This window comes from Amycolatopsis sp. lyj-109, from assembly GCF_046548995.1.
Taxonomy (GTDB): domain Bacteria; phylum Actinomycetota; class Actinomycetes; order Mycobacteriales; family Pseudonocardiaceae; genus Amycolatopsis.
This window is the reverse complement of record NZ_JAJPWR010000042.1, coordinates 42,081-54,484: the sequence shown is the minus strand read 5'-3', so window position 1 is coordinate 54,484 and position 12,404 is coordinate 42,081. Positions and strand designations below refer to the sequence as shown.

The 12,404-nt window shown below is 71.5% G+C and carries 8 protein-coding genes and 2 pseudogenes; 6 read left to right on the top strand and 4 right to left on the bottom strand.

The window, feature by feature from the left end; all coding sequences use genetic code 11:
* Positions 1-123 precede the first annotated feature (123 nt).
* Positions 124-681 carry a hypothetical protein gene (locus tag ACLJQF_RS46715; RefSeq protein WP_410616961.1) on the bottom strand — a complete coding sequence of 186 codons (558 nt, stop codon included), beginning with the start codon at positions 679-681 and terminating at the stop codon, positions 124-126.
* A 22-nt stretch (positions 682-703) separates the two neighbouring features.
* Complete coding sequence (locus ACLJQF_RS46710; RefSeq protein ID WP_410616960.1) at positions 704-3,223, bottom strand: RHS repeat-associated core domain-containing protein; 2,520 nt, start codon at positions 3,221-3,223, stop codon at positions 704-706.
* A 338-nt stretch (positions 3,224-3,561) separates the two neighbouring features.
* On the opposite strand from ACLJQF_RS46710, the gene ACLJQF_RS46705 reads away from it, so the two are divergent.
* On the top strand, positions 3,562-3,696 hold the full coding sequence (locus ACLJQF_RS46705; RefSeq protein ID WP_410616963.1) for a hypothetical protein: 135 nt from the start codon (positions 3,562-3,564) through the stop codon (positions 3,694-3,696).
* Positions 3,697-4,160: 464 nt separating this feature from the next.
* Here ACLJQF_RS46705 and ACLJQF_RS46700 read toward each other — a convergent pair.
* Positions 4,161-4,385, bottom strand: a pseudogene (locus ACLJQF_RS46700) (DUF6531 domain-containing protein); the annotation flags it as partial.
* A gap of 81 nt (positions 4,386-4,466) precedes the next feature.
* Here ACLJQF_RS46700 and ACLJQF_RS46695 point away from each other — a divergent pair.
* Complete coding sequence (locus tag ACLJQF_RS46695; protein WP_410616959.1) at positions 4,467-4,616, top strand: hypothetical protein; 150 nt, start codon at positions 4,467-4,469, stop codon at positions 4,614-4,616.
* A 125-nt stretch (positions 4,617-4,741) separates the two neighbouring features.
* On the opposite strand, the gene ACLJQF_RS46690 is transcribed toward ACLJQF_RS46695, so the two are convergent.
* The gene (locus tag ACLJQF_RS46690; protein ID WP_410616957.1) at positions 4,742-5,089 is read right to left on the bottom strand and encodes an STAS domain-containing protein; all 348 of its coding nucleotides are present in this window, start codon (positions 5,087-5,089) and stop codon (positions 4,742-4,744) included.
* Positions 5,090-5,334: 245 nt separating this feature from the next.
* Between ACLJQF_RS46690 and ACLJQF_RS46685 the strand changes: the two genes are divergently transcribed.
* The 4 genes and pseudogenes from ACLJQF_RS46685 (at position 5,335) to nrfD (ending at position 12,309) form a co-directional block, all read left to right on the top strand.
* A complete protein-coding gene (locus ACLJQF_RS46685) occupies positions 5,335-6,843 on the top strand; it encodes an MFS transporter (RefSeq protein ID WP_410616956.1) in 1,509 nt (502 codons plus the stop codon).
* Positions 6,844-6,988: 145 nt separating this feature from the next.
* A pseudogene (gene fdh / locus ACLJQF_RS46680) lies at positions 6,989-10,271 on the top strand (formate dehydrogenase).
* Positions 10,268-11,299, top strand: coding sequence for a 4Fe-4S dicluster domain-containing protein (locus ACLJQF_RS46675; protein WP_410616954.1), 1,032 nt, complete (start codon positions 10,268-10,270; stop codon positions 11,297-11,299). Before fdh ends, ACLJQF_RS46675 begins: the two are co-directional and overlap by 4 nt.
* Positions 11,296-12,309 carry an NrfD/PsrC family molybdoenzyme membrane anchor subunit gene (nrfD, locus tag ACLJQF_RS46670; RefSeq protein ID WP_410616952.1) on the top strand — a complete coding sequence of 338 codons (1,014 nt, stop codon included), beginning with the start codon at positions 11,296-11,298 and terminating at the stop codon, positions 12,307-12,309. Before ACLJQF_RS46675 ends, nrfD begins: the two co-directional genes overlap by 4 nt.
* Positions 12,310-12,404 lie beyond the last annotated feature (95 nt).

Below are 12,404 nucleotides of genomic sequence, written 5' to 3'. Positions count from 1 at the left end.
TAATTCGGGTTCTAACCCGAATTACCACTCACGACCAGCTGCGGCAGACCGGCAGGCCGGCGTCCAGGATTGTCCTGGCAGGCTGTCTTCGGCCGCACCGAACAAAGATCTCGCCCTGCAGTACTAGGGGACGAGGGTCGTCAAGGCCCGGCGGAGGTCGGCGGGGTGGCGGACCCAGATGTCCGCCGCCGTGCCGTCGGGGGACGTGAGCGTCAGGCAGCCCTGATCTCCCGGGCCCCACAGGGAAACGACCTGCGCGGTCCACGACCGGTCGAACGTCAGCGCGCCGGTGCCGCGGTCGCGGTCGCCTTTCCGCGGCTCCCAACGCAGTTCGCCGTCCCGGAGGGACAGCCGGCCGAGCAGCTCGCCCACCTCGTCGACGCGGCGGGCGTGGCGGCCGGGTGCCTTGGCCCCGAGCCGCAGCGCCACCTGCGCCGGCAGCTGGGCCGGCCACGACGGCGGCTCCCCCGCCGCCCGCCGCCGGCGCTCCGCACGGGCGTCGCGCCACATGATCACCGTGGGCACCGCGTACACCAGCGCGAGCAGGCCGAGCAAGGTGACCACCGCCGGGACCCAGCCGGTCTTGAGGCCCAGCAGCGCCGTCAACGCCGCCAGATAGCCGATGCCGAGCAGCGTCCGGGTGCGCCGCCGGCGTTCCCGGTCCCGGCCGTATCCTGTCATCCGCCCGTCCGATCGGTTCGCGTCAGCAAACAACCGTCTGCCCGCCGTACGGAGAATACGTGCGCGGCGCGGGCGCGGCGGTGCCGCCGCCACCCCCACCCTCTTCGGCGTGCACGTTCAGGTCCCACACCGTGCCCGCAATGCCCGAGGTGAGTGAATTGAGGTTGGCGAACATGCCCCACGAACCGGGCGCGAAGCCCCAATCCGCCCAGGTGCCGATCGCGCCGAGCCCGGTCGACAGGATGCCCAGGCCGCACCCGATGCTGACGGGGTGCTGCCAGCACGTGACCCCGGTGCTCACGGCGCCGAGCGCGGTGGCCGTGACGTCCGCGACCACGCCGACCGTCACCGCGCCCCCGATCAGGACGTCGCCGACGCCGAACGTCGCCAGCCCGAGGCCGATCGCGCCGACGGCGAGCCCCGCGTACCCGGCGTAGGTGCCGATGTCGCTCCAGGTGTCCGCGGACCAGCTGAACGGGTTCCACCAGCTCAGCCCGGTGATGTCGGTCAGGTTGAGCGGGTTGTCCGAGGTGTAGGCGTACGGCGAGTGCGTCTGGTCGACCTTCGGGTCCACCGTCAGGAAAAGCGCCGTCGCCGGGTCGTAGTAGCGGGCGCGCAGGTAGACCAGGCCGGACTCGGCGTCGGTGAACTGCCCGGTGAACTGCAGCGGGGTGGCTGCCGCGCCGCTGTGCGTCGCCACGCCGTAGGGGGTGAACGCGTACGTGCCGGTCACCGCGCCGGAGGCGTCGAGCAGGGCCCGGGTCGAGCCCACCTGGTCGTGCACGAACCACGCGGAGCCGCCCGCGCCGATCTGTTCGATCGGGGCACCGCCGGGGCCGTACAGGTAGGCGTTCGTGGCGTCGGTAAGGAGGCCCGGCGTCTGCCCCGCGTCCCAGACGAACGTCGTGGTGGTGCCGCCGACGGTCTTCGAGACCCGGAGACCGTCCCCGTCGTACCGGTAGGTCGCGGACGACGCGCCGGTGATCGCCGTCAGCCGCTCGGCCTGGTCGTAGGTGTAGCTCGTCGAGCCCGCCGTCTTCCGGGCGCCCTGTTCGTCCGAGGTGTACGCGATCGCGCCGCCGGGGACCGTCCCGCAGGTGGGGTTCGGGGCCGTGCCGGACGACAGGGTCCAGCACAGCCGCCCGGCCGGGTCGAACGCCTGGGTGGCCGCGCCGACCTTGGTCGGGTTGTCGGCCGCGTCGACGCCGTAGGTCGTCGTGCCTTCGGCGGTCAGCTGGTTCTTCGGGTTGTAGCCGTAGGTCTGCGACACCCCCGCAGTCTGGCTGGAGGCGAGCTGTCCCACCGGATCCCGCCCGAACGTCATCGCGTACACCGTCGTGGCGCCAGTGGCGGCCGACGTGCCGGCGAGCCGGGCCGCGTCGTCGTAGCCGTTGGTGACGGTGGTTCCGTTCGGGTAGGCCGTGGTCTTGACCCCGCCGTCGTTGTCGTACCCGAAGGTGGTCTTGTTCGTGTTCCAGTCGGTCACGGTCTTGAGCCGCTCGGCGTCGTCGAAGGTCCGGAGCACCGCCGTGGCCTGGCCCGGGTAGGTGATCGACGTCTGGTTGCCGTTGTCGTCGTAGCCGTACCCGGCCGCCGCGCCCGAACCCTGCGTCTGGGCGACGATCTCCCCGAAGCTGTTGTACGTCCAGGTCGAGGTCCCGGTGCCGTCGGTCATGGCGATCTTCCGGCCCGAGGGGTCGTAGCCGAAGGTGACGCCCGGGGTGACACCATCCGAATAGGACACCGTCTTCGTCCGGCCGGTCGCGTCGTACCCGAAGGTGGTGACCCGGCCCGCCGGGTCCGTCGTGGTGAGCGTGCGGCCCGCCGGGTCGAGGTGCGAGGTCGTCGTGCGGTGGTCCGGGTCCGTGCGTGAGGTCCGGCGGCCCTGCCCGTCGTAGCCGTAGGTGGTCTGGGCGTTCAGCCCGTCAACGGTGTCGGCGACGGTGCCGTCGGGGTTGTAGCCGGTCACCTGCGTGCTGTTGTCGGCGGCGGTGGTCTTGGTCAGCTGGTCGGCCGGGTCGTAGGTCCACACCGTCGTGTGGTTGTTCGCGTCGGTGACCGACTTCTTGTTCGAGTCCGCGTCGTAGCCGGTGGTGCTCCGGTGCCCGAGCGGGTCCGTGGCCGAGGTGACGTTGCCGTGGGCGTCGTGGCCGTAGGTCGTGCAGCCCTTGGCCGGGGGCACGCAGCCGGGGGCGATCCCCGCGGCCGTGCCGTTGCCGTCGACCTGCGAGGTCAGGAGGCCGGTCGCGGTGTCGTAGCCGTACTGGGTCTTGTCCCCGGCGCCGTCGGTCTCGGAGACCTTGTCGCCGAAGCCGTCGAACGCCGTCGTGGTGGTCTTGCCGTTCGGGTCGGTCGCCCGGGTCCGGTCGCCGGGGTGGGCGGCGTCGTCGTAGAAGTAGTTCGCCGTGCGGGTCGGTGCCGGGCCGAAGTTCCCGGTGACGGACTCGACGACGTTGTTCGCCTTCGTCCGGGTGGTGGCGGTGAGGTCGTGGACGCCGGCGGCGCCCGCCGGGACGTGGCCGGCCTGGTCGTACTGGTTCACCGTCGCGACGCCGCCGGGATCGATCGTCTCGAGGAGGTTTCCGGCGTCGTCGTACTGGAAGTCGGTCGTGAAGCCGAGCGCGTCGGACTGCGACGTCCGGTTCCCGTGGTCGTCGTAGGTAGGTGGTCAGGTCGCCGTCGGCGTCGGTCTGGGTGCTCACCCCGAGGGTCACCGGGTCGTAGGTGTACGACGTCGTCCCGGCGTCGGCGCTGCCGTAGCCCTTGGTCTCCGAGACCAGCAGCGTGTTCTGGTACGTGTCGAGCGTCTGGTGTCCGGCCAGGTCGGTCACCAGGGTCTGGCCGGCGGCGAGGCCGCCGTCCGGGCCGTAGGTGAACGTCGTGGTGTGGCCGTTCGGGTCGGTCTGCGTCTTCACCCGCTCGGTGCTGTCGTACGTCATCGCCGTCACCGCCGTCGCCGGCCCGGCGAAGTCGGCCGGTGACCGCATCGACGTCATGAGGTGGTTGCCGTCGTAGGTGTACCGGGCGTGGTCGTCGTCCAGAGTGGACGGTGTGCGGGTGGTGCCTGCCCCGTAGACGTCGGTGAGGTTCCCGGCGGCGTCGTAGCCGTAGGTGACCTTGCGGCCGGCGGCGTCGGTCACCGCGGTGATGTGGTTCCCGTTCCAGGTCAGCGTGTAGGCGCGCTGGGCGGGATCGGTGACGGTGGCCAGGTGGCCGGACCCGTCGTAGCCGAGGGTGAGCTGGTACGGCGGGGAAGCCTTGCTCCCGGCCAGGTCCGTGACGGCCGTCAGCCGGCCGCTCGCGACGTCGAAGGTGAAGACCTGGCTGCCGCGACGCGTGTAGACGTACGTCGTGCCGGACTCGACCAGCGTCGCGTCGTACCGCGGCGCCGACACCGTGTAGGCACCGCCGCCGGCGACGAAGGTGACCGCGGAGCCGTCCTCCTGCTTCACCGTGACGTTGCCGGTGGTGCCGTCGGTCGCGGAGGTCAGGTGGTAGGAGTCGGTCCAGCCGAAGCCGAACGGCCCGTCCACGGCGAGCGTCTTGTTGGGCCCGTTGGGATCGGCGACGCTTTCGGCGTAACTGCGCTTGAACTCCAGCGGCAGCCGGCCGGGCGTGCTCAGGTCGGTGAAGTCCTCGCCGAACGCGCCGGTCGCCGTGTCGACCGGGTCGCCCGCGGTCCGCCGGCCGCAGCCGCACTGCACCCACGACGGGTTGGACCCCTTCGGCTCGTCCTGCACCCCGGGCGGGCCGCCGATCGGCTGGCCCGGCGTGCCGCCCTTACCGTGCTCGCCGCCCTGCAGCTGCTCTCGGTGCTGACCGGCCAGAGCACGATCGGCGGCTACGTCGCGGTGCTCGCGGCGGTGATCGGCGTCGTGCTGTCGTTCACCGGCCCCTCGAACGCCTACTTCGCGGCGGCCAAGGTTCAGCGCTGAGGAGATCCACGCGGCGGCCTTGGCGTCGGTGAACACAGCTGCCAAGCAGGGACAGGACGCCCCGCTCGAGCCCCGCGGCCGGCGTCAAAGCCCCGTGGGAAATCAGCTTGATTCCGAGTGGACGGTCAGCTGTTCCACATCCGGGCGGTCAACCTGAGGAACTCGCGGCCGTCACCGGCGTCGAGGGCGGCGGCGCGGTCGGGGTAGACGTCCAGCACCCGGTCCGCCCCGGTGAGCCGCAGCGCCCGGGTCGCCACCGTGGTGCCGCCGGTGACGACGCGGAGCCGGGCGTTCCGGGCGGCGGCGTGGCCGGTCACCACGCTCAGCGCGCGGACCCCCGCCGCGCCGAGGAAGTGCAGTTCCGCCAGGTCCAGCAAGATCACCCGCGGGCTGCCGGACAGGGCAGCGGCCACCGCCCCCACGACAGCGCACACCGTGCCGGCGTCGAGCTCACCGGCCAAGGTCAGGTGCACCGGCTCACCGTACGAGCAGGAGACCCGCAATCGCCCCTTCGAGGACGCCACGCGAAAACACCCCATCTTCGGAAAAACACGGCACGAACGGGCACCGCGGCTCCTGCACGACCCGCTCGCGCGCCACGTTAGCGACGACCCCCGGCTGATCACAAGCCGTCACCACACGAATCGACCTAATCGTGTTTCACCGCGGGAAGACGGGGGAAGCCACGCGGAGCGGTTTTGCTCTCAAGGAGGTTGTCATGGCGGCAACACCCGATCCGGCGTCCACCGGGGTGCGGACGCTGATCCCGGCACGCATCGACCGGTTGCCCTGGTCCCCGTTCCACACCCGGATGGTGGTCGCCCTCGGGGTGGCCTGGATCCTCGACGGCCTGGAGATCACGGTGGCCAGCGCGGTCGCCGACACCCTCACCAAGCCCGAGACGCTGAACATGTCGTCGGCGGCCGTCGGGTTGCTGGCCACGATCTACCTGGCCGGCGAGGTGGTCGGGGCGCTGTTCTTCGGCAGTCTCTCCGACAAGCTCGGCCGCCGGAACCTCTTCATGCTGACCCTGGCCGTCTACCTCGTGGGCAGCGGTCTGACGGCGCTGACCCTCGGCAACGGCGCGGGCTGGGTGATCTTCCTCTACGCGACGAGGTTCGTGGCCGGCATGGGCATCGGCGGCGAGTACGCGGCCATCAACTCGGCGATCGACGAGCTGATCCCGGCCCGCTACCGGGGCCGGGTGGACATCGCCGTCAACGGCACCTACTGGGCCGGGGCCGTGCTGGGGACGATCGGGACCTACATCCTGCTCAACCGGATGGACCTCTCCCTGGGCTGGCGGCTGGGCTTCCTCATCGGGCCGGTGCTCGGGCTGGTGATCCTGCTGGTGCGGCGGCACCTGCCGGAGAGCCCGCGGTGGCAGATCATGCACGGCAAGGCCGACGCGGCGGAGAAGTCGATCGCCCAGATCGAGCAGGAGGTCGAGCACGGCGGCCGTAGCCTGCCGCCGGTCGACGAGAAGAAGGCGATCGAGGTGACACCGGCCGAGCGGATCGGGTACGTGGCCCTGGCCAGGGTGTTGTTCCGCGATTACCCGTCGAGGGCGGTACTGGGCGCGTCGCTGATGATCAGCCAGTCGTTCCTGTACAACGCGATCTTCTTCACCTACACGCTGGTGCTCGGCAAGTTCTACGGGGTGTCGTCCGAGGCGACGCCGATCTACCTGATCGCGTTCGCGGTGGGCAACCTGGTCGGCCCGTTCACGATCGGTCACCTGTTCGACACCCTCGGCCGCCGCAAGATGATCTCCGGCACGTACATCGTGTCCGGGGTCCTGCTCGCGATCACGGCGGTCCTGTTCTACGCGGGGACGCTGAACGCGGTCACGCAGACGATCGCGTGGTGCGTGATCTTCTTCTTCGCCTCCGCCGGCGCGAGCGCGGGCTATCTGACGGTGAGCGAGATCTTCCCCCTGGAGGTCCGGGCCAAGGCGATCGCGGTGTTCTTTGCGATAGCGCAGTGCTTCGGCGCGCTGGGCCCGGTGATCTACGGCGCCCTGATCGGCACGGGCGAGCACCCGGTCCGCCTGTTCGTCGGCTACCTGCTGGGCGCGGCGGTGATGATCGCGGGCGGCCTGGTGGCCCGGTTCCTGGCGGTGGACGCGGAGGGCAAGTCGCTGGAGGAGATCGCCCAGCCCCTCGCCGCCGCCGGCCGCCGCGGCCGCACCCGCGCCGAGGGCGCGTCCTCGCCGTTCTCCACCTGACGCCACCCCACCCCGGCCACTGCCTTGAATGACTCATTCCTGGCGTCCGACGCCAGGAATGAGTCATTCAAGACGCCGGACCCGCCGCTCCGGTTTGGGCTCGGCCGGTCCCGGGTAGTCAGGCCTGACGCGAGCGGGAGGTGACATGGGACCACGGCAGTGGCTCGAATCCTGGCCCGTCTACCGGCAGCTCACCGGCACCGACCCGCTCGGCCGGGGCAAGGCCGCCGAATCCCCGCGCTCCGAAGCCCTCGCCCCGCGCACCGCGAGCGCCGACCGGGTGGCCAAGTCCGTCTGCCCCTACTGCGCCGTCGGGTGTGGGCAGCAGGTCTTCGTCAAGGACGAGAAGGTCGTCCAGATCGAAGGCGACCCGCACAGCCCGATCTCCCGCGGCCGGCTCTGCCCCAAGGGCTCGGCGAGCAAGCAGCTGGTCACCGGCCCGCAGCGCGAACGGAAGGTCCGCTACCCGCGCGCCCTACGCCACCGACTGGACCGAACTGGACCTCGGCACGGCCATGGACATGGTCGCCGATCGCGTGCTGGACGCCCGCCGCAAAGGCTGGCAGGACACCGACGACCACGGCCGGCCGCTGCGCCGGACCATGGGCCTCGCCAGCCTCGGCGGCGCCACCCTGGACAACGAAGAGAACTACCTGATCAAGAAGCTCTTCACCGCCCTCGGCGCGATCCAGATCGAAAACCAGGCCCGTATTTGACACTCCGCCACCGTTCCCGGTCTGGGGACTTCCTTCGGTCGCGGTGGCGCGACGGACTACCAGCAGGACCTGCAGAACGCCGACTGCGTCGTCATCATGGGCTCGAACATGGCCGAGGCGCACCCGGTGGGGTTCCAGTGGGTGCTGGAGGCGAAGGCCCGCGGGGCCGAGGTGTTCCACATCGACCCGCGCTTCACCCGGACGAGCGCGCTGGCCGATGCCCACGTCCCGCTCCGGGCCGGCACGGACATCGCGTTCCTCGGCGGGGTGATCAACCACATCCTGAGCAACGACCTCGACTTCCGCGAGTACGTGGTCGCCTACACCAACGCCTCTTTCCTGGTGTCCGAGGACTACCGCGACACCGAGGACCTCGACGGCCTGTTCAGCGGCTACGACGAGGCCAAAGCCGGTTACGACCCCGCGACCTGGCACTACGAGAGCATCCGGCCGGCCGAGGGCGGCGGGCACGGCAAGGAGACGTCGGCGTCGGACCAGCACGGCTCGGGCGGCCCGGTGCTCGAAGGCGGCAGCGAGGAGATCGCCGCCGACCCGACGCTGCAGCACTCGCGCTGCGTGTTCCAGATCCTCAAGCGCCACTTCGCCCGCTACACGCCCGAAATGGTCGAGGCCACCTGTGGCACGCCGAAGGAGCTCTTCCGGCGGGTCTGTGACGCCTGGACGCGCAACTCCGGCCGCGAACGCACCGCCGCGCTCGTCTACAGCGTCGGCTGGACGCAGCACAGCGTCGGCGCCCAGTACATCCGGGCCGGCTCGATCATCCAGCTGCTGCTCGGCAACATCGGACGGCCCGGCGGCGGCGTGTTCGCGCTGCGCGGGCACGCGAGCATCCAGGGCTCGACCGACATCCCGACGCTGTTCAACCTGCTCCCCGGCTACCTGCCGATGCCGACGCCCGAGCAGGCCACCCTGGACGACTACCTCGGCAGTGTCCGCGGCGACAAGCAGAAGGGCTTCTGGCGCAACGCCGACGCCTACACCGTGTCACTGCTCAAGGAGTACTGGGGCGACAAAGCCACCGCCGACAACGACTTCTGCTACGGCTACCTGCCGCGGATCAACGGCGACCACGGCACCTACCGCACGGTCATGGACATGGTCGACGGCAAGGTCTCCGGCTACTTCCTGCTCGGCCAGAACCCCGCCGTCGGGTCCGCGCACGGCCGGCTGCAGCGGCTCGGCATGGCCAACCTCGACTGGCTCGTCGTCCGCGACCTGACGATGATCGAAAGCGCCACCTTCTGGAAGGACGCGCCGGAGATCGAGACCGGCGAGATCGTGCCGGAGCAGTGCCGCACCGAGGTGTTCTTCTTCCCCGCCGCCTCGCACGTCGAGAAGGAAGGGACGTTCACCCAGACCCAGCGCATGCTGCAGTGGCGCGAAAAAGCCGTCGAGCCGGCCGAGGACCAGCGCTCGGAGCTGTGGTTCTTCCACCACCTGGGCCGGCTGCTGCGGGAGCGGCTGGCGGACTCCATCGACGAGCGCGACCGGCCGGTGCTCGACCTCGCCTGGGACCACGAGGTCCACGGCGACGAGCCGTCCGCCGAGGACGTGCTGCGGCGGATCAACGGCCAGGACCTCACCACCGGCACGGAGGTCGGCGGCTACCTCGACCTCAAGGCCGACGGCAGTACGTCCTGCGGCTGCTGGATCTACAGCGGCGTCTACGCCGACGGCGTCAACCAGGCCGCGCGCCGCAAGTCCCGCTTCGAACAGGACCTGTACGCGCGGGAATGGGGCTGGGTGTGGCCGCTGAACCGGCGGGTGCTCTACAACCGCGCGTCCGCCGACCCCGAAGGCCGTCCGTGGAGCGAGCGCAAGGCCCTGGTGTGGTGGGACGCCGACCGGCGCGAATGGACCGGCCACGACGTCCCCGACTTCGAGAAGACCAAACCGCCCGACCACGTCCCGCCGCCGGGCGCCGTCGGCCCGGCCGCGTTGCGCGGCGACGACCCGTTCATCATGCAGTCGGACGGCAAGGCGTGGCTGTTCGCGCCGGCGGGGCTGGTCGACGGCCCGCTGCCGACGCACTACGAACCGCACGAATCGCCGTTCCGGAACCTCTTCTACACCCAGCAGGGCAACCCGGCGCGGAAGGTCTACGGCCGTCGCGACAATCCGTCGCACCCGTCGCCGCCCGAGAACGGCAGCGAAGTGTTCCCGTTCGTGTTCACCGCCGCCCGGCTCACCGAGCACCACACCGCGGGCGGGATGAGCCGGACGCTGCCGTACCTGTCGGAGCTGCAGCCGGACCTGTTCGTCGAGGTCTCCCCCGAGCTCGCGCAGCTGCGCGGGCTGGCGCACCTGGGCTGGGCGCACGTCGTGACCGCGCGGGCGGCCGTCGAGGCGCGGGTGTTCGTCACCGACCGGATGGCGCCGCTGCGGGTGCAGGACCGGGTGGTGCACCAGGTGTGGATGCCCTACCACTGGGGCGGCTCCGGGCTGGTGTCCCGGGACGTCGTGAACGACCTGTTCGGCGTGGTGGTGGACCCGAACGTGTTCATCCAGGAGAGCAAGGTCGCCACCTGCGACGTCCGGCCGGGCCGGCGGCCGCGCGGTGCCGAGCTGCTCGCGTTGCTCGCGGAGTACCGCGCGCGGGCGGGCATCACGCCGGAGACGGGTACCCGGGTGTCGACCCTGCACGGCACCGAGCACGTCGAACCCGGCCACGCCACGGAGGACGGATCATGACCATCGAGAACCGGCTGTCCGGGCCGCTGCCGGACGTCGCCGGCGAGGCCGGGCACACCGGGCACCCGCCGCGCGTCGGGTTCTTCACCGACACCTCGGTGTGCATCGGCTGCAAGGCCTGCGAAGTCGCCTGCAAGGAGTGGAACGACGTCCCCGAGGACGGGCTGGACCTGCTCGGGATGTCGTTCGACAACACCGGCGCGCTCGGCGCGAACTCGTGGCGGCACGTGGCCTTCATCGAGCAGCAGCGCCCGCTCGGCGGCCAGTCGCCCGGGCTCGAGGGGCTGCCGACGGGGCCTTCCGCGATCGACGTGACCACCGCGTTCGTCGCCGACGAGGTGCGGGAGGCGCCGCGCGGAGGCGGCGAGCTGGGCACCTCTCCCCTGCCGCGGGCGCCGGAAGATCTCGGGATGCCCTCGTTCGACCTGCCCGGCGCGAAGACCGGCACCGAGGGCCGGACCGACTTCCGCTGGCTGATGGCGTCGGACGTGTGCAAGCACTGCACCCACGCCGGCTGCCTCGACGTCTGCCCGACCGGCGCGCTGTTCCGCACCGAGTTCGGCACGGTCGTGGTGCAGCAGGACATCTGCAACGGCTGCGGCTACTGCGTCTCGGGCTGCCCGTACGGCGTCATCGACCGGCGGCCGGGCGACGGGCGGGCGCAGAAGTGCACGCTCTGCTACGACCGGCTCCACGACGGCCTCGAGCCGGCCTGCGCCAAGGCCTGCCCGACCGACTCGATCCAGTTCGGGGAACTCGACGACCTGCGCGAGCGGGCGGCCCGCCGCGTCGAGGACCTGCACGAACGCGGCGTCCCCGAGGCGCGGCTCTACGGCCACGACCCGGGCGACGGCGTCGGCGGCAACGGCGCGTTCTTCCTGCTGCTGGACGAACCCGAGGTCTACGGGCTGCCGCCGGATCCGGTGGTGCCGACCCGCGAGCTGCCCGCGATGTGGAAGTACGCCGGGATGGCGGCGTCGGCCCTGCTGGCCGCCGCGGTCGCCTCGTTCGGGAGGAGGCGCCGATGACCCCGCGCGAACCGCGCAGCGACGCCGGCGCCGCCGACACCCGGGCGCGCGTGTTCGGCCGCCGCAAACGCGGTGGCTCCGGGGAGGAGCTGATGGTGCCCCGCGCCGAGTTCCGGTCCTACTACGGGCGGCCGGTGCTCAAGCCGCCGGTGTGGGAGTGGAAGGTGCCGGCGTACCTGTTCACCGGCGGGCTCGCGGCCGGGACGTCGCTGCTGGCCGCCGGGGCGGACCTGACCGGGCGGCCCGCGCTGCGCCGGGTGGGCCGCACGGGTTCGCTGGCGGCGCTGCTCGCCAGCGGCTACCTGCTGGTCGCCGACCTCGGGCGGCCGGAGCGCTTCCACCACATGCTGCGCGTCGCGAAACCGACGTCGCCGATGAGCGTGGGCACGTGGATCCTGACCGCGTTCGGCCCGGGGGCGGGCGTCGCGGCGGCCGCCGAGGTGCTGCCCGCCGGGCTGCGCCGCTCTCTGCCCGGCCGGCTCCTGCGCGCGGCGGCCCGGCCCGCGGGACTGTCGTCGGCGCTCGTCGCACCGGCGGTCGCGTCGTACACGGCGGTGCTGCTGTCGCAGACGGCGGTCCCGGCCTGGCACGAGGCCCACGCCGAGCTGCCGTTCGTGTTCACCGGCTCGGCGGCGGCGAGTTCGGGCGGCTTCGCGATGGCGCTGATCCCGGTCGAGGAGGCCGGCCCGGCGCGGGCGCTGGCGGTCTTCGGTGCCGCGACGGAACTGGTGGCGTCGAAGGTGCTGGAGAACCGGCTCGGCCTCACGGCGGAGGCGTACACGACGGGCAAGGCGCACCGGCTGCGGAAGTGGTCGGAGCGCCTGACCGCGGCGGGTCTGCTGGGCGCGCTGGCCGGGCACCGCAGCCGCGCCGTCTCGGTGGCGGCCGGGGCAGCGCTGCTGGCCGGGAGCGCGCTGCAGCGCTTCGGGGTGTTCGAGGCGGGCATCGAGTCCACAAAGGACCCCAAGTACGTCGTCGTGCCGCAGCGGCAGCGCGTGAACCGGCCATGATCTCTCGCGCAGCCGAAGAACCGAGGGCTCTCTCCGGCTGTTGCCGGTGTCCTGAATGACTCATCCAGGGCGCCGGAGGTCCTGAATGAGTCATT

What these genes read in the sequence shown, in the direction of transcription:
- ACLJQF_RS46715 (WP_410616961.1), bottom strand. Translation starts at nt 681, where the DNA reads ATGACAGGATACGGCCGGGACCGGGAACGCCGGCGGCGCACCCGGACG.
- ACLJQF_RS46685 (WP_410616956.1), top strand. Translation starts at nt 5,335, where the DNA reads ATGGCGGCAACACCCGATCCGGCGTCCACCGGGGTGCGGACGCTGATC.
- ACLJQF_RS46675 (WP_410616954.1), top strand. Translation starts at nt 10,268, where the DNA reads ATGACCATCGAGAACCGGCTGTCCGGGCCGCTGCCGGACGTCGCCGGC.
- nrfD (WP_410616952.1), top strand. Translation starts at nt 11,296, where the DNA reads ATGACCCCGCGCGAACCGCGCAGCGACGCCGGCGCCGCCGACACCCGG.